This window comes from Ruegeria sp. HKCCA5763, assembly GCF_013034545.1.
In the GTDB taxonomy this organism is placed as follows: Bacteria; Pseudomonadota; Alphaproteobacteria; order Rhodobacterales; family Rhodobacteraceae; genus Ruegeria.
Genome location: NZ_WQGF01000021.1, coordinates 1 through 16,401, shown reverse-complemented (window position 1 = coordinate 16,401; position 16,401 = coordinate 1). Strand labels below are relative to the sequence as shown.

Here is a 16,401-nt window from a genome sequence, read left to right as displayed (position 1 = left end):
AAACTGAGGTCGAAGATGATTCGTCGGAGTTTTCTTGCAGCGTTGGCGCTGACCTTCTCGATGCCAGTCGCCGCTTGGGCTGAAGCGCCACTCAAAGTGGTCGCGACAACAGGCATGATCGCGGATGCAGCGCGCCAGGTGGGCGGTGATCAGGTCGAGGTCACAGGCCTGATGGGGCCGGGCGTTGACCCTCATGCCTATCGACAGACCCGCAGCGACATCGTTGCCATGACCCGCGCTGACCTGATCCTTTGGCACGGTCTGTATCTCGAAGCGCAAATGGAAGACTTCTTCCACGATCTCGAACGCAAACGCGCTGTAGTCGCGGTTGCCGAGGGGGTCGATAAGTCCAAACTGCGTGCGCATGATGATTACGCCGACAAATACGACCCACATGTGTGGATGTCGCCCGTGCTTTGGCGCGAAGTTGTGCTAGAGGTTCAAGGCGCTCTAACCGACATTCGTCCCGAAGCGGCAGGCGTGTTTGCAGCCAATGCACAGGCGCATCTTGCCGATATTGACCGTTTGGCGGCTTATGCCGAGAATGTCCTGTCTTCGGTGCCCGAGAACAGCAGAGTTCTGCTTACCGCCCACGACGCATTTGGCTATTTCGGTCAAAGCTATGGGTTCGAGGTTCTGGGCATTCAGGGCATTTCGACCCAGTCCGAGGCGGGTTTGAACCGGATCAGCGAATTGGTTGACCTGCTGGTTGATCGCCAAATCACGGCTGTCTTTGTCGAAAGTTCGGTCTCGGATCGCTCAATTCGCGCGTTGATCGAAGGGGCTGCGGCCAAGGGGCACAAAGTAACGATCGGTGGTGAGCTTTTTTCGGATGCGATGGGCGCAAAAGGCACCTATGAGGGTACCTATATCGGGATGCTGGATCACAACATCACAGTCATTGGAAGTGCGTTGAACGGCGACGCCCCCGGTCGAGGCATGGACGGCAAACTGTCTGCGGGGTTTTGAACAATGCTGGGTCTGGTCAGCAATGATGGTGTGACGCTTGAGGATAACGGGCTGGGTGAAAGCCCGCTAGCGGTGCGTGGCCTGACCGTTTCTTACGGCCAAAAGCCTGCTGTGTTTTCGGTTGATATGACAGTGCAGCCTGGTGCCATGACCGCCATCATTGGCCCAAACGGTGCAGGCAAGTCCACGCTTCTCAAGGCGGCTTTGGGAATCGTCAATCCCCTGTCCGGTCAGGTGACGGTGTTTGGACAGCCGCTGGAGGCGCAGCGCGCGCGTATTGCCTATGTCCCCCAACGGGCCAGCGTGGATTGGGATTTCCCAACACGCGTGATCGACGTTGTGCTGATGGGGCTGTCGCGCGAGCTTGGGCTTCTGGGGCGCGTACGTGCCCGTCACAAAGCCTGCGCGATGGATTGCCTGAATCGCGTCGGGATGCGGGACTTCGCGGATCGTCAGATCGGCCAGTTGTCCGGGGGCCAGCAGCAGCGCGTGTTTCTGGCGCGTGCTTTGGCGCAAGGCGCGGATCTGTACTTGCTGGATGAACCTTTCGCTGGGGTGGATGCCGCCACCGAGAAGGCCATTATCGCGGTGCTGAAATCTCTGAAAGAGGCGGGTAAGACGGTAGTCGTGGTGCATCACGATTTGGCGACAGTGACCGATTATTTCGACCACGTTTTCCTGATCAATACCCGCAAAGTGGCCGAAGGGCCGGTGTCCGAAGCTTTCACTGCAGAAACGTTGCAAGCGGCCTATGGCGGGCGTTTGGCAACTGCGCAGATCGATCAGATATCGCGCGCGCTGGGATAACACATGATTTGGGACGCTCTGACCCTGCAGCTTGGCTATAACGCCACGCTGGTCGCCATTGGTGCGACGTTGCTGGGTGTTTCGGCCGGAGTGACAGGAACGTTCCTGTTTCTGCGTAAACGCGCGTTGGTCAGCGACGCCATCAGCCACGCGACATTGCCGGGCGTCTGTCTGGCCTTCATGGTCTTGGTCGCGCTGGGCGGGGATGGGCGAAACCTGCTGGGCTTGCTTGCGGGGTCTGCAATTTCGGCCTGGGTTGGGCTTCTTTGCATGAACTGGCTGACACGGCGCACCCGACTTGCTGAAGATGCAGCAATCGGAGCGGTTCTGTCTGTCTTTTTTGGCTTTGGGATCGTTTTACTGACGATCATTCAAACCATGGGCGTTGGGCGTCAAGCGGGGTTGGAGGGTTTCCTGTTGGGTTCGACCGCCGGAATGCTGTGGGCGGATGCGATGATCATCGCCATCGGTGGCTCGGCTACGCTACTGCTGGTTCTGATCCTACGCCGTCCCATGACTCTTGTCGCCTTTGACCCGGAATATGCTGCCGCCCGTGGCTTGCCGATCCATCGCATCGACCTTGCGATGATGGGGCTGGTCATGGCTGTCACAGTGGTCGGTCTGAAAATTGTGGGCTTGATCCTGATTGTGGCCTTGCTGATCATTCCGGCGGTTACGGCGCGGTTCTGGTCAGAGCGTTCCGAGCACGTTGTCCTGCTTGCCGGGCTTGCCGGAGGTCTGGCGGGTTACATCGGTGCTGCTATTTCCGCTTCTGCCCCCAACTTGCCGACGGGACCTATCATCGTTCTGGTCAGCTTTGCCTTTTTCGTCCTGTCCCTGTTCTGCGCCCCAAAGCGCGGGGTGCTGGCGGCGGTGTTGCGGCATCTGCGCTTCCAGCGCCGGGTGCATATCCGCCAGGGTCTGTTGGCGCTGGCGCAGGGGCAGAAAATTTATGAACCTCTTACGCTGCGTTTGTTGCGCCGTGCGGGGTTGGTCCGGCCAGACGGGGTTGCCACGGACTCTGGCAAGGCGCGGGCGGCCAAGGCGCTGCGCGATGAAAAACGCTGGGAAATCGTCCGCGCGGATCAGGCGCATGAGGCGACGGCTGCGCTCTATGACGGGCTACGGGATATCGAAACGGTCCTGACGCATGACCAGATCGCTGAAATCGACCGTCAAATCGGCGGGCCGCAAGGAGTGCCGGTATGAGTGGCGAGGAGTTTGTCCCACTGTCGTTGACGCCGCTGCTGATTGGCACATTTGCGGCCATTGCCTGTGCCTTGCCCGGCAACTTTCTGGTGCTGCGCAAACAGGCGCTGATTGGGGACGCGATCAGCCATGTGGTGCTGCCGGGTATCGTGGTGGCGTTCCTGGTGACCGGGGCGATATCGACATGGCCAATGATGCTGGGCGCTGCTGGGGCGGCGATTGTGGCCGTGGTTCTGATCGAAGCCATTCGCCGACTGGGTCAGATCGAACCCGGTGCCGCCATGGGTGTTGTCTTTACCACGATGTTTGCAGCGGGTGTTTTGCTACTTGAGCAAACAGACACCTCTACCGTGCATCTGGACGTAGAACATGCGCTTTACGGCAATCTCGAAAGCCTGATCTGGCTGGACGCAACCGGTTGGGGATCATTGCTGGATGTCGAAGCTCTTGCGGGCCTGCCACCTGAACTGCCTCGGATTGCTCTGACTCTGGTGGGTGTGTCTGTGTTCACTTGGCTGTTCTGGCGGCCGTTGAAAATCTCGACTTTCGATGAAGGCTTTGCGCGCACGATCGGTATTCGCACGGGTGCCCTTGGCATGGCATTGGTCATAACAGCGGCCATCGCGGCGGTGGCTGCATTTGATGCGGTGGGATCGATCATCGTGATCGCCATGTTCATCTGCCCTCCGGCGGCGGCACGGATGCTGACAAACCGGCTTGAGGCACAGATTGCCTGGAGCATTGTGTTCGCCACGGCCTCGGCAGTGTCGGGCTATGTATTGGCGGGATACGGCCCCTTGTGGTTGGGCGGGTCGGATGCAGTCAGCGCGGCTGGCATGATTGCCACGATGTCTGGTCTGATACTTGCCGCAGCCGCCATGTTCGGACCGTGCCGCGCGCATATCGGGGCGCACACATCTACGTGACCCGGCACGTTCCCGCTGCACCTTCCCATGCGTCATCGGCCAAACTCTGCCCAGATGCCCAAAAGATGAATCTTAAGCAGATTATTGGGCAGGCCCATGTTACACGCAGCCATTCATTAGCTGACTCACACCACTCACTTGGTGCGTCCGGGTGGACCCGAAGGCCAAACCGTTCAGGGCCACCCGGACGCCTTTTCTCTGATCAGAAAACCTGTGCAAAGCTGTGGCAGAATCGTGCGCGGCTGTGCTAGGTCTAGGGGTATGGCGCAAGCAAACCCCAATATCGGCGAAGATCGCCCGGTGATCCGACAATTGGATGACGCTGCAATCAACAGGATTGCTGCTGGTGAGGTGGTGGAACGTCCGGCCTCTGCCGTGAAGGAACTGGTCGAGAACGCAATCGATGCAGGGGCCACGCGGATTGCCATCGATATTGCGGATGGAGGCAAGACCCTGATCCGTGTCACGGATGACGGGTGCGGTATTTCGGCAGGTGATCTGCCACTGGCGTTGTCCCGCCATGCCACGTCAAAGATTGATGGGTCGGACCTGCTGAACATCCATACCTTTGGGTTTCGGGGAGAGGCGCTGCCTTCTTTGGGTGCGGTCGGGCGTCTGACCATTACCAGCCGCGTTCCGGGTGCGGATGCGGCGCAGATCCACGTTGCGGGCGGCAAGATGGGCGCGGTCAAACCCGTGGCCTTGCGCGCAGGCACAGTCGTCGAGCTGCGCGATCTGTTCTTTGCCACGCCTGCACGGCTGAAGTTCATGCGCACCGACCGGGCCGAGGCGCAGGCCATTGCAGATACGGTGAAACGGCTGGCCATGGCTGAGCCATCCGTGACCTTCACCCTGCGTGATGTGTCCGGTGGCGGAGAGGGTCGTGTGACCTTCCGCGCGGATCGCGAGAACGGAGATCTGTTTGACGCGCTCCACGCCCGTCTGGCCCGCGTGATCGGGCGCGAGTTTGCCGAGAATGCGCTGCAAATCGACGCTACGCGTGAGGGCATCCGGCTTTATGGCTACGCTGCCTTGCCGACCTATTCGCGAGGTGCTGCGGTGGCGCAGTATCTTTTCGTCAATGGTCGGCCTGTGCGTGACAAGATGTTGACTGGCGCATTGCGGGCCGCTTATTTCGATTTTCTTAGCCGGGATCGGCATCCGGCGGCGGCTTTGTTCATCGACTGTGATCCGACGCTGGTTGACGTGAACGTTCATCCCGCCAAATCCGAGGTGCGGTTCCGCGACCCCGGCGTTGCGCGGGGCTTGATTGTGTCCAGCCTGCGCCATGCATTGGCCGAGGCCGGGCATCGGGCGTCCTCGACCGTGGCCAATGCGACCTTGGGCGCGATGCGGCCCGAACTTGCGCAATCTGCCACAGCGCGGGTGTACCAGATGGATCGACCTTCGCCAGCAGCGCGACAGGCCGCTTACCGGGCGCAATCTCCGGGCTTTGCTGAACTGGCCCAGGACTACAGTGGCAGCATTGTCGAGCCTACCCCGGTTGCGCCGATTGCCGAGGCAGAAGAATCTCAACCGCAGGATCTTCCCTTGGGGGCTGCGCGGGGACAGGTGCACGAGAATTACATTATCGCGCAAACCGCCGACGGTATGGTGATCGTGGATCAACACGCCGCACATGAACGGCTGGTTTATGAAAAGCTGAAAACGCAGATGGCGGAAAACGGCGTTGCAGCGCAGGCGCTTCTGATCCCGGAAATCGTGGAGCTGTCTGAAGGCGATTGTGCGCGCCTGATGGCCGTTGCTGAAAACTTAACGCGCTTTGGTCTGACCATCGAACCCTTCGGTGGCGGGGCCGTTGCTGTGCGTGAAACCCCTGCCATCTTGGGCGAGGTCAATGCCCGCGCGATGATCCTGGATATCCTTGATGAGTTGGCCGATCAGGGTGAAAGCCAGATGGTGCAGGCAAAGATCGAGGCGATCCTCAGCCGAGTGGCCTGCCACGGCTCTGTCCGCTCTGGTCGCCGTATGCGCGCCGAAGAGATGAACGCTTTGCTGCGCGAGATGGAGGCGACGCCGCATTCCGGTCAGTGCAACCACGGTCGCCCGACCTATGTGGAGCTGAAACTCAGCGATATCGAAAGGTTGTTCGGACGCAGTTGATCCGTCGTTCGGAACCAATTAAGAAGACAGAAACAAAACGAGAACATAAAGACTGATATGATCCAGATTGCAGGCACCCAGATCCCAGTAGATGACCCGGTCTTTTTGACCGGTGGCGGGGTTGTCCTGCTGATCCTTTTGCTTTTGTTCCTGTCGCTGCGGGCGGCCAATCGCTCGGCCCGGATGGCGGAACCTCTGGCGCGGCAGATGGCGCATCTGGGACAGCATGTGCAGCAACTGGGGCAGGGGCAGGAACAATTGCGCGGCGGTCTTCAGCATGTCTCGGACACGCAAGCCAATGCGCAAGTGCAGGTGATCCAAACAGTCGAGGCGCGCCTTTCCTCGGTTCAGCAGCAGATGAATGACCGGCTGGCGGACAACGCGATGAAGTCTGCACGCGCGCTGGCCGAAATGCAGGAGCGGATGAAAGAATCGCTGCATGGGTCATCGAAACAGACCGCGACATCCCTGACCCAATTGCAGGAACGTCTGGCCGCGATCGACAAAGCGCAGGACAATATCACCAAACTGTCTGGTGACGTTCTCAGCCTGCAGGATATCCTGTCGAACAAGCAGACGCGCGGGGCGTTTGGCGAAATCCAGCTGACAGACATTGTGTCAAAGGCACTGCCAAGGGACAGTTTCCAGTTGCAGGCCACCCTGTCGAATGGGCGTCGTGCGGACTGCCTGATCCATCTGCCGAACCCGCCCGGCCCCATCGTGATTGACAGCAAGTTCCCGCTGGAGGCGTATGAAGCATTGATCGGTGCGACTAATGACACTGAGCTGAAAGCGGCGTTGCAGATGTTCCGCAGCACGGTGCGTAAGCACATCAACGACATTGCCGAGAAATACATACTGGATGGTGAAACCGCTGATGGTGCGCTGATGTTCCTGCCGTCCGAGGCCGTCTATGCCGAGCTTCACGCAAAGTTCCCTGAGCTGGTTCAGGAAAGTTTCAGCAAGCGCGTCTGGATCGTTTCGCCGACCACCTGCATGGCGACGCTGAACACGATGCGCGCGATCCTGAAAGATGCCCGGATGCGCGAACAGGCAGGTGCGATCCGCAAAGAATTGGGACTGCTGCACAAGGATGTGGAGCGTCTGGGTGATCGTGTGACCAATCTGGATCGTCATTTTGGTCAGGCGGCAAAGGATATCTCGGAAATTAAGATCAGCGCCGAAAAAGCCGGCCGACGGGCGCAGCGTCTGCACAATTTCGATTTTGAAGAAATCGCACCTGATGCCGCGTCAGAGGTTGTGCCATTGGCGCGTCACGAAGGTTGAGACTTACTGGATCGACAGGTCCAGGTTGTACCCGACGGTTTTGCCGGTATCTCGGTCATTTCCCATCAGATAAACACGGATCGTATAGTCTCCGTCCTCTGGCAGGTTGATCCGAGCGGTATTGCCGTCAATCGAGCCATTATAAATCGCAACCCCATCACTGCCCGGGGGCAGGATGTTGAAATAGACCACGCCGTTTCCATTGGTGTCACTCACCTGAAGGTCGGCGAACATCTCCTGACCGGCTTTTGCACCCAACACATAGTCGAAGTATTCGTCGCCAGTGACAGCCCCGCTGACCATGGTGCCATAATTGCCGGACTGAAATTGCACCTCTGAGGTCATCTGGGCTAACGCCGCAGGCGCGAAACCAAGCAGAAGGGCCGACAAAAGAAGTTTTCCTGTCATGTCTGTTTCCTTTCAAGCTTCGCTTTAGCCGGAAATCACCAGCAGGTCAGATGCGCAGGAAGGGCTGGAATAATCGCGGCATAAGCTTGTTGAATTTCAACGGTGCATCTGTGACTGCAAGACAAATGCAGTCTTCCGAGATATCCGCGACAGGTGTGTGTTCCAAATCCTCGTCAGCGATCTCAACGTCGCCGCGGGCAAAGTGATCCACCTCGTCCGAAAACGCGCCCTGCAATACCATAGTCAGTTCCATGCCCTGATGACCGTGATCCGGGACCGCAGCACCGGCCGGGATGAACAACAACCTTGCCGTGGCCTCTTTGGTGGTCGGCAGAATGGCCTGCTTCACGCCCATACCGATGGATTTCCAGCGGATGTCCGCGACAGTTCCGCCCACATAGTCCTGCAAGGGGGTAGGCAGCACGGCGCAGCCCGGTCGCGCGGGCTTGGGGCTCGGTGCGCCCTGCGCAATCAAGGCCATGGTCGCCGCGAGGGACGCATCAGACATGGCAACCGAGCCTGCCTGATCATCCAGAACCTGCCCGCCAACGGCGTCAAAGCTCTCGGCCCGTGCGCGGCAATGGTCACACAGGGAAAGATGGGTTGCGACCATAAGATCGAACGCCTCGGGCAGAGTTCCTGCGGCATATGCCATCAGCAGGTCATCTGTAAGGTGATGTTTAATCGACTTGCTCATCTTACTCATCTCAGTTCATCGCGTGGCGCAAGCGGTCCAGCGCCAGCCTAATACGTGATTTGATCGTTCCCAGGGGCAACCCGGTCTGAGACGCAATTTCGCGGTGACTCAGGTCGCCGAAATACGCCTTCTCGATCAGCTCTCTCTGCGCTTCAGGCAACGCCAGCATGGCGGTGCGCAGCTGCGCGGTTTCCTGTTGCAGCGCGATTACGTCGTCCTGGTCAGGCTCGGCCTCGGGTCCCCATCCCAGTTCCTCGGGTTCGGGGCGGCGTTGCTTGCGCAGAACGTCGATGCGCTTGTTCCGAGCAATCGTGAAAACCCACGTGGCCACAGTGGCCCGTGTTGGATCGAACAGATGGGCCTTATGCCACAAGGTCGCCATCACCTCTTGCGCGCATTCTTCGGCCATGGTGGCATCAGACCCTGATTTCATCAGGAACGCCTTGATGCGTGGCGCGAAGTGTTGGAACAGCTCGGCAAAGGCCGACTGGTCCTGCGCATCCCGGATGCGTTTGACGTGTTCCACCCACTCGGTTCTGGTGTCGCAACTTGCTTTCGTTCCGTTCACCTGTCTACCCTTGATACGTTTCTTCCCGCGCCAAGGCTGAGGGGCGGCTGTGTCAGCCGCAGGTTCGTCCAAGGTCGCAGTATTGATCTCGGTAAACATAACCACATTACGGGCTGCGCCCCAAGCCGGATCACTTTATCGGGACATTTTGATCCAAAGCGCGCTATTTTCCGTAACACTACTATACAAATACGGCGGAAAACGATGCTGTTTTAAGCGGTTATGGGCAGGTCTGAAAACACACGATGGCAAAAGAAATTGATCATATCGCGGGCCACACCTATCACGGGCGCAAGGGCGGGATCGAAAACGCGTTTCGGTATTCGGTCGATTACATCCTGTTCGACCCCGAGGCCAAGTTGTCCACACCCCTGTTGTTTTCACGTGACCGCGCAAACCTCGCCAATTGGCGTACGCGTGATCATGGCGGGGCGCCCGGTCAGGGCGAAGGTGCCGCGTGGGTGCGTACCCGCTTTGACGAGATGGCCGTGCCGCAACCGGCGCGGATAATATTGCTGACCCAGCCACGGGTTCTGGGGCATGTCTTCAACCCCGTCAGCTTCTGGTTCTGCTTTGACGGCAACGACCAACTCTATACGGTGGTGGCCGAGGTGACGAACACCTTTGGGACGCGTCACAGTTATCTGTGCCACAAGCCAGACTTTGCATCCATCGAACCATCGGATCGGGTGGTGGCGGACAAGCTGATGCATGTTTCGCCATTCCAGAAGATCGAAGGCAGTTATACGTTTCGATTTGATTTCCGTCCTGACAGGGTTGGTGTTTGGATCGACTATACTCGACCCGACGGTGGGTTGATCGCCACCTTGACAGGACCCCGTCAGCCGCTAACCAATCGGGTGATCCTGTGGTCCTTGCTGCGGCGTCCGTTTGGGGCCCGGCGGACATTTACTCTGATTGTTTGGCAAGCGTTCAAACTGTGGCTTAAAAAGGCAACCTTTCGCCCGTTTCGATCCCAGCCTGTACCAGACCAGCCAATGTCGCGTGTGCGTGACTGACCCCCAGTTTGCGTAAGATCAAAGACTCAGGCCCCTGTCGATGATTGTGATGGTTTGACAACCGCGAACAACAGGAGCTGAAGACATGTTGGAAATTTCGGCAAGGAAAGTTGCCCAGGTGGCCATGATGGGCCGCGAACTGAACCGGGCCGAGGGCGAGCTGCGGGCGTTCATCGACCGCATGGGCGAAGACGAACAGGCCGAGCTGGTCGCCATCATGTGGATCGGCCGCGAAAGCTTTTTCGCCGAGGATTTGGCCGAAGCCATCGCCACCGCCAAGTCCGAAGCTTCGACCCCCTGTGCCGACTATCTGATTGGAACCCCACACTTGTCGGATCACTTGGAGAACGGGTTGGATGCTTTGGGCATTTCGGCTGAGGATATTGAGAACGACCTGATGTAGTTCGTTTTCCACACCAAATACGAGGATGGCGGTTTGGCCGCCATCTGGGCTTTATCTATTACTGAGATACACTTTGCTGGCGTAAATTGCGGACACGCCTCGGCATAACTCATCCTCCACGTGCTTTCTCTGACCCAGACTTAAACAAACCTTAATGATGCGCTTTGATAACGTTAAGGCGGCGTCCCCAAGTTTGATTTCACCAAGACAACGCAAATCAAGTTTAGGAGGACAAAGACATGGTACATACCCAAGCAGTAAACACCCAGAACGGCCTTCTTGATGGTCTGTTTTCGAAGTACGCCGACAAAAAGGTCGAGCACTTCCGTCGCCGAATTCTTGCAAAAACTGTGCGCGATCTTGAGAAGCTGGATGATCAACAACTTGCCGATATCGGTGTCCAGCGGGACCAGATCAATCGATGCGCGTACGAGAGTGTTTATCACAACAAACCCTACCGGCAATGATGGTGAAAAACCCCTGAGTTAAATCATCCCCAGTTCATTGTTAGTGAGGTTATCAATATGTTTGACGTTATCCCGCCCACCAATCAACCGGCCCCGGCTGCTAGTGCATTGCTGCTATTCGACCGTGCCATGCGCATCCGTGCCATCAGCCCGGACATTGTCCGGGCGGCCCAGCATCTGAACGCTTTGAGCGATCAACAATTGTCCGAGCTCGGCATCAATCGAAGCGACATCGAAGACACGATTGAGCGGTACATCTGAAAGCCCGAAAGGGAACGCAAGTCATGTTTAGCCAAGAACTATGAAAGCCATTCCAGCAAAACTGGGATGGCTTTCACTTTTCAATCAGGCCAAGTGATCAACGATCTGCAAATGTTGTGCCAGCGTATCGATCTCACTCATCCAATCCTGCACAAGTTTCGGATCGCTGGGCGCTGCGTGAACCCCTGCCGGGATTGCTCGGTTCAGGACCGCCTCGATTGCCAGTGATACCGGGATCGACACCAGACGCGCCATGGCGGTGCCGCGCGCATCGCCCCAGGCATCCATGACATAGGTCTTGTTCCAGACCTCAATACCGTTCTTCTCGGCCTTTAGGCCAACGCACAGCACAACGCGGTCTGGTTCGCCCTCATCATAGGCGTTTTCGTCCCAGAACTGATCCGACATCTCTTTCAGGCGAGCGTCACCTTCGGGCCCGGAAAGAGTTTCGATCTCGGTGAACACATCCGACCACGCGTCGGCCCAGCCGTTCAGGCGCAGGGTGCCGCGGACGAATTCCTTGACCGGCCAGTGATCCTCGAAATGGTATTGCGCCATGAAGGGGATCGAGTCGCGGTTGGGGTAAACCTCGAAGCTCTCCGGTGTGGGCAGCGGCGCGATATAGCTGCTGATGGCATCCCATGGGCGTGCAACATCCAGCGGGGCATAGTCGCGGATCGACTTCGAGGGCGACCGCAGTGCCTTGAGCACGCCCAGAGGCGACCAGCTGAACTTGTATCGGAACGGGTTGGGCGTTTTCGGGATGCCCCCGCAATAAGAAATAAAGCTCAGGTGGTTTTCAGGATCGAACACATCTGAGGCGCGATAGTCGTCGACCAACGCATGAGCCATCAGGTGGTCGATGCCCGGGTCCAGCCCGACTTCGTTTACCAGAATCACACCGGCCTCGCGCGCCTTGTCGTCCAGCGCACGCATCTCGGGCGCGATGTACGAAGATGAGACGAAGTTGGCCTGTTTCGAGATCGCCAATTCTGCCAGCGGAACATGCCAGTCGCCCGGCAGCATCGAGACGATCACATCGCCTTTGCCCAGCACCTTGGCAAGGGCTTCGATGTCGAACGCCCGGATATCGTCGGTCAGGTCGCCGACCTCGGCTTGGGCCTTTTCGATGGTTCGGTTCCAGACAGTGACCTTGTGCCCGCCCTCGATCAGGCGGCGCAGGCCGGGGATGGCCGACAGGCCGGTGCCACACCAGTGAATCGTCATCGTTCAGAGTCCTTCAATATGCGTTTTGTAGGTTGCTTCTGCCCGACCCCAGACGCCGCTGTCCAGATCGGTCAGTGTCAGCAGAGACGGCAGCAGTTGCGCGGCGTAGTCTTCCGAGCTTTCGACCGGCAGCATCGACGGCAGGTTGTCGATGGCCATGACGTCCATCACCGGATCATCGGCCACGCGCAGCACTGGGGCCTCCCATGTGGTTGCGCGGTCGTAGACCGGCACCGGGTTGTAATCGCTGTCCGGGTCGCAGGCGACGTCGCCAATGGCAGTCAGCTTGCGTGATGCGGTCAGCGCGTCACGCGGAACAAAGACCGGCGTACCCGGCCGCGCGAAGATGCAATTCAGGAACAGGTCATGGTCCAGGATTTCCGGGAAAGGACCACCGCTGGCAGTTTCGGCCATATCCCATTTGGTGACAGTGATACCCATCGCTTCGCACAGATCGGCAGCACCAGTGCCGACGCGGCCCAAGGCCCCGACGACAATGGCGCTTGGTCGTTCGGCCCCTGTGGCGTCCAGTTCGGCCAGCAAATCGGCATTAAGCTTGTCCTTACCGGCATAAACCCCAACAGGCGGACATTGGTCGCCCCGATGCTGCGCGGCCCATGCTTTGAGCGTCACTGCCGCACCCGCATAGCCGGCCCAATAGCCAAAGGCCGCAACCCGACGACCGTCTTCATCCACCAGATACTCAAGATCATACAGCGTGCCGCCCCCGGCCTTGAACCGTTCCAGCAAAGCGCGGCCGGAATGCTGGCCCTTGTAGGCATGTCCGAACATGATGTGTCGGTGGGGCAGGGGCGTGCCATCTTCGGGCAACTCTTTGAGGCCGAAAATGATCGCGTCCGCCGGAGCGTCAGGCCAGGAGTTTTCAGGTGCGATCTCGCAGCCTGCGTCCTTGTAGCCGTCGATTGGAATGGCACGAACATGGCTTTCCTCGACCGTCACGCGGATGCCAGCCGCGATCAACGCCGCGGCACCTTCGGGGGTCAGCCCAACCCGTTCCTCGTTCGGGCGCTGTTCTGCCCGGACCCAGAGATGTGTCATCGTATTTCCTTTTGTCAGAGCATTCCGGCGGCATGTACCGCCTGAACTGAAGGCCGCGCCTCCATCGCCTCGCGGAAGGCGAGAATTTTGGGGAAGGCCGTGACATCGACGCCGTCGCCTTCCAGCCAGCTGCAAACCACATAAAGATAGGCATCTGCCAGCGAAAATGCCTCACCCAGAACAAACGGCCCACGCAGGCCGTTTGAACAGATGTATTCACAGGATGCTGTCATTGTTTGTGGGACCTTATCCTTCATGTCTTTCCAGCTTGGCTTCTTGTCCGCCCATCGCGCTCCGCGCATCTTGTGCGCGTGGTTCACGTGCATGGTCGACGCAAGATAGAACATCACCTCACGCATGCGCGCGGCCATGACCGGATCAGCAGGAACCAAGCCTGCGGCAGGTGCTTGGGCAGCGACATACTCCAGCAGCGCTCCGGTTTCGGTCAGGATACCACCATCAACAACCAGCGCCGGCACCCGACCTTTGGGGTTGATCTGCCGGTAAGCCGGTTTCGTCTGCTCGCCCCCGGCAAAGTCCAGTTTGATCACCTCATATTCTAAGCCGGCCTCTTCCAGAGCAATCGCAACAGCGACCGAGATCGTGCGAGGGGCATAATAAAGCTGCATGGGGTATCTCCGATCTGGTTACAGGTGGGTCTGCGCGAACTGCCGGTCGGGTGCCTCAAGATGCGGAACGGCATTGAAAAGAACCGGGCTCAGTTGCGCCCCAATCGGATGCAGACGATGCATTGACGTGTTCATAATGGCAAGGGCCACACGTGCCATCGACGGGATGTCCAACCCCATCGCCTGCCGCACCACCATCGAGATCAACCCGCCCGAGGTGACAACAATGGCGGGTCCGCCTTCGGTTCCGATTTCACTCAGCGCATCACGAACACGCGTTTCGAACGCTTCGAAGGTTTCGGGTGCGTTCCTGATGTCGCCATTGGCCCAAGCGGCAAAGGTTTGGGGCAGATGTTCGACAAAACCCTCGCGGTCCGTGGGGATCGCAACCCCGTGCTGTTCTTCGAGCAGTTGTGCCAGGGTGAAATATTCAATCTCGTTCAATCGTGCATCACGGATCGGGTCAGACAGCCCCATGCTTTGGGCGGTTTCTGCATGGCGAGTCAGAGTGCCGCAATAAACGCGGGTATAGTGGCTGCGTGTGTCGCGCAGATGCGCGCCCAGCCAACGGGCTTGCTGATGCCCCAACTCGCTGAGCTTGTCATAGCTTACTTCGTCGCGCGCTGCGGTATTGGCCTGCCCGTGACGCACCAATGTGATATGTGACATGTCGGTCCCTCTTGCGCAGACGTCTTAGGGCAGGTTCTACCCCGGGACCAGAGGGGTTTCATGTGCGGTTGAAAAATTCCTGGCTGTGTTCCGGTTTGTGGCTATGGTCTGCCCAACGAAAACTTGGAGGTGTCATGTCGGTCAATCACGAACGGTTCTTGGCGGATTTGCACAAGCTGCGTGAATTCGGGGCCTCGGGTGTAGGCAAGGGTGTGATCCGACCGGCCTATTCCCAAGCAGACATCCAAGCGCGCAAATGGCTTGCCGAACGCATGTCTGACGCGGGGCTGACACCGCATTTCGATCCGGTCGGAAACTTGTTTGGGTTGGCCGAAGGTCCGTCGCTGTTGATGGGATCGCATTCCGACAGTCAGCCCGAGGGCGGTTGGCTGGACGGAGCGCTTGGCGTCATTGCAGCACTGGAAATCGCGCGTTCAAGTGATCGGCCCATCTCGGTCGTCAGCTTTCAGGACGAAGAAGGTCGGTTCGGCGTGACCACAGGCTCAGCCGTATGGTCCGGTGGCCTGCCATTGGAACGGGCAGATGCTTTGACAGATGGTGCGGGCGTCAGTTTTGGTGCCGCGCGGTCCTCAATGTCCGAACTGTCTGGTGGCTTTATCGACCCGTCCAACTTCAAAGGTTATATCGAGATGCATATCGAACAAGGCCCGTCCCTGGACGCGACAGGAGATCAGGTCGGCGTCGTCACTGATATTGTCGGCATCCGCGACATGTCGATCACTTTTGAGGGTCAGCAGAACCACGCAGGCACCACACCGATGCACCTGCGCCGCGACGCGTTTCAGGCGTTGTCCCTTTTCAACACGCGTCTCAATGAACGTTTCCGAAATGTGGTGACGCCTCAGACCGTCTGGACCATCGGACGTGTTGACGTGTACCCCAATGCCTCATCCATAGTTCCGGGTCGGGTTCGGTTTTCGATGCAATGGCGGGATGGCGATGCGGAGCGCCTCGTCCGGATGGAAGAGATCATTCGCGCGACAGCACAAGAGGTAGCCGATGAACAGGCGATGGCGCTGGAGTATGGCCCGATGCTGGGGCTTGAACCTGTGGCCATGGACAAGGCATTGCAGGATGCGTTGGAAGGTGGCGCGCAACAGGTTGCTCCGGGGAAATGGCGCCGGATGCCCTCGGGCGCGTTGCATGACGCAACAAACGTGTCGCGCCTGATGCCGGTTGCCATGTTGTTTGTGCCGTCGATCAACGGAATCAGTCACGATTTCGCTGAAGACACCGCCGAAAGCGACCTGCTTGCTGGCCTGAGCGTGCTTGACGCCGCTGTTCAGTCACTTGCGGGGCAATAGCAAAAAGTGAGGGTAAAATACTGTTTTTTCTGTTTCTTGCGGTCAAGTAGACTGGAAAAATTCCGGCAGAAAACGTTTCGAGCCTCTGAGTTTCAAACAAGGCGTGTTGCTTAAGGGAAAAAAGTTTCCTATAGGAACATTTATGTGCATACATCCGTATGCAGAACGTTCCCAGGAACGGTGCGTCGGGCGTAGGCTGTCTGGAATCGTTGCAATCCTCACTGCTTGTTGCAGACTGTTGGGATGCGCACCGACCCATAGGTAGGAAAAGGTATCCGCAATGACTTCACCGAAACGCACTCCCTTGTATTCGTTGCATGTTGAGTTGGGAGGTAAGTTGGTTGATT

At 58.2% G+C, this 16,401-nt stretch carries 19 protein-coding genes; 11 read left to right on the top strand and 8 right to left on the bottom strand.

Features of this window, described 5'->3' with window-relative positions; genetic code table 11:
• Positions 1 to 15 precede the first annotated feature (15 nt).
• The 6 genes from GOV89_RS21755 to GOV89_RS21730 all read left to right on the top strand — a co-directional run bounded on the left by GOV89_RS21755 (position 16) and on the right by GOV89_RS21730 (position 7,322).
• Positions 16 to 969: a metal ABC transporter solute-binding protein, Zn/Mn family gene (locus GOV89_RS21755; RefSeq protein WP_171178168.1), complete on the top strand. Its 954-nt coding sequence runs from the start codon at positions 16 to 18 to the stop codon at positions 967 to 969.
• Positions 970 to 972: 3 nt separating this feature from the next.
• Positions 973 to 1,776, top strand: a complete 804-nt coding sequence (locus GOV89_RS21750) for a metal ABC transporter ATP-binding protein (RefSeq protein WP_171239076.1) — start codon at positions 973 to 975, stop codon at positions 1,774 to 1,776.
• A 3-nt stretch (positions 1,777 to 1,779) separates the two neighbouring features.
• Entirely contained in the window at positions 1,780 to 2,985 is a 1,206-nt protein-coding gene (locus GOV89_RS21745; protein ID WP_171178155.1) for a metal ABC transporter permease, read from the top strand.
• On the top strand, positions 2,982 to 3,911 hold the full coding sequence (locus GOV89_RS21740) for a metal ABC transporter permease (protein ID WP_171178153.1): 930 nt from the start codon (positions 2,982 to 2,984) through the stop codon (positions 3,909 to 3,911). Before GOV89_RS21745 ends, GOV89_RS21740 begins: the two co-directional genes overlap by 4 nt.
• Positions 3,912 to 4,172: 261 nt before the next feature.
• The gene (mutL, locus tag GOV89_RS21735; protein ID WP_171178151.1) at positions 4,173 to 6,035 is read left to right on the top strand and encodes a DNA mismatch repair endonuclease MutL; all 1,863 of its coding nucleotides are present in this window, start codon (positions 4,173 to 4,175) and stop codon (positions 6,033 to 6,035) included.
• 57 nt (positions 6,036 to 6,092) lie between these two features.
• Positions 6,093 to 7,322, top strand: a complete 1,230-nt coding sequence (locus GOV89_RS21730) for a DNA recombination protein RmuC (protein WP_171178149.1) — start codon at positions 6,093 to 6,095, stop codon at positions 7,320 to 7,322.
• Between the two features lie 3 nt (positions 7,323 to 7,325).
• Here GOV89_RS21730 and GOV89_RS21725 read toward each other — a convergent pair whose 3' ends face one another.
• Genes GOV89_RS21725 through GOV89_RS21715 form a run of 3 tightly spaced genes read right to left on the bottom strand, consistent with a single transcriptional unit; the run spans position 7,326 to position 9,094 of the window.
• Positions 7,326 to 7,730 carry a hypothetical protein gene (locus GOV89_RS21725; RefSeq protein WP_171178147.1) on the bottom strand — a complete coding sequence of 135 codons (405 nt, stop codon included), beginning with the start codon at positions 7,728 to 7,730 and terminating at the stop codon, positions 7,326 to 7,328.
• A gap of 46 nt (positions 7,731 to 7,776) precedes the next feature.
• The gene (locus tag GOV89_RS21720; protein ID WP_171234825.1) at positions 7,777 to 8,427 is read right to left on the bottom strand and encodes a ChrR family anti-sigma-E factor; all 651 of its coding nucleotides are present in this window, start codon (positions 8,425 to 8,427) and stop codon (positions 7,777 to 7,779) included.
• A gap of 10 nt (positions 8,428 to 8,437) precedes the next feature.
• Entirely contained in the window at positions 8,438 to 9,094 is a 657-nt protein-coding gene (locus GOV89_RS21715; RefSeq protein WP_171093317.1) for a sigma-70 family RNA polymerase sigma factor, read from the bottom strand.
• 146 nt (positions 9,095 to 9,240) lie between these two features.
• Here GOV89_RS21715 and GOV89_RS21710 point away from each other — a divergent pair, with 146 nt between their 5' ends.
• The 4 genes from GOV89_RS21710 to GOV89_RS21695 all read left to right on the top strand — a co-directional run bounded on the left by GOV89_RS21710 (position 9,241) and on the right by GOV89_RS21695 (position 11,145).
• Positions 9,241 to 10,014: a DUF1365 domain-containing protein gene (locus GOV89_RS21710; protein ID WP_171178143.1), complete on the top strand. Its 774-nt coding sequence runs from the start codon at positions 9,241 to 9,243 to the stop codon at positions 10,012 to 10,014.
• Between the two features lie 85 nt (positions 10,015 to 10,099).
• Positions 10,100 to 10,417, top strand: coding sequence for a DUF3775 domain-containing protein (locus tag GOV89_RS21705; protein ID WP_171178141.1), 318 nt, complete (start codon positions 10,100 to 10,102; stop codon positions 10,415 to 10,417).
• A 239-nt stretch (positions 10,418 to 10,656) separates the two neighbouring features.
• Entirely contained in the window at positions 10,657 to 10,884 is a 228-nt protein-coding gene (locus GOV89_RS21700) for a DUF1127 domain-containing protein (protein WP_171178139.1), read from the top strand.
• A 57-nt stretch (positions 10,885 to 10,941) separates the two neighbouring features.
• The gene (locus GOV89_RS21695) at positions 10,942 to 11,145 is read left to right on the top strand and encodes a DUF1127 domain-containing protein (RefSeq protein WP_171178137.1); all 204 of its coding nucleotides are present in this window, start codon (positions 10,942 to 10,944) and stop codon (positions 11,143 to 11,145) included.
• 84 nt (positions 11,146 to 11,229) lie between these two features.
• On the opposite strand, the gene GOV89_RS21690 is transcribed toward GOV89_RS21695, so the two are convergent.
• The 4 genes from GOV89_RS21690 to GOV89_RS21675 are packed head-to-tail and all read right to left on the bottom strand — an operon-like array spanning position 11,230 to position 14,729.
• Positions 11,230 to 12,372 carry a saccharopine dehydrogenase family protein gene (locus GOV89_RS21690; RefSeq protein WP_171234827.1) on the bottom strand — a complete coding sequence of 381 codons (1,143 nt, stop codon included), beginning with the start codon at positions 12,370 to 12,372 and terminating at the stop codon, positions 11,230 to 11,232.
• A 3-nt stretch (positions 12,373 to 12,375) separates the two neighbouring features.
• Positions 12,376 to 13,431, bottom strand: coding sequence for a saccharopine dehydrogenase (locus tag GOV89_RS21685; RefSeq protein ID WP_171178133.1), 1,056 nt, complete (start codon positions 13,429 to 13,431; stop codon positions 12,376 to 12,378).
• 14 nt (positions 13,432 to 13,445) lie between these two features.
• The gene (locus tag GOV89_RS21680; RefSeq protein WP_171239075.1) at positions 13,446 to 14,060 is read right to left on the bottom strand and encodes a glutathione S-transferase family protein; all 615 of its coding nucleotides are present in this window, start codon (positions 14,058 to 14,060) and stop codon (positions 13,446 to 13,448) included.
• 18 nt (positions 14,061 to 14,078) lie between these two features.
• Positions 14,079 to 14,729: a histidine phosphatase family protein gene (locus GOV89_RS21675; protein WP_171239074.1), complete on the bottom strand. Its 651-nt coding sequence runs from the start codon at positions 14,727 to 14,729 to the stop codon at positions 14,079 to 14,081.
• 134 nt (positions 14,730 to 14,863) lie between these two features.
• On the opposite strand from GOV89_RS21675, the gene GOV89_RS21670 reads away from it, so the two are divergent.
• Positions 14,864 to 16,054, top strand: coding sequence for a Zn-dependent hydrolase (locus GOV89_RS21670; protein ID WP_171178125.1), 1,191 nt, complete (start codon positions 14,864 to 14,866; stop codon positions 16,052 to 16,054).
• A gap of 42 nt (positions 16,055 to 16,096) precedes the next feature.
• Here the strand turns inward: GOV89_RS21670 and GOV89_RS22725 are convergent.
• Positions 16,097 to 16,401 (bottom strand): hypothetical protein (locus tag GOV89_RS22725; protein ID WP_216599052.1); only part of this gene is annotated, 305 nt, incomplete at its 5' end.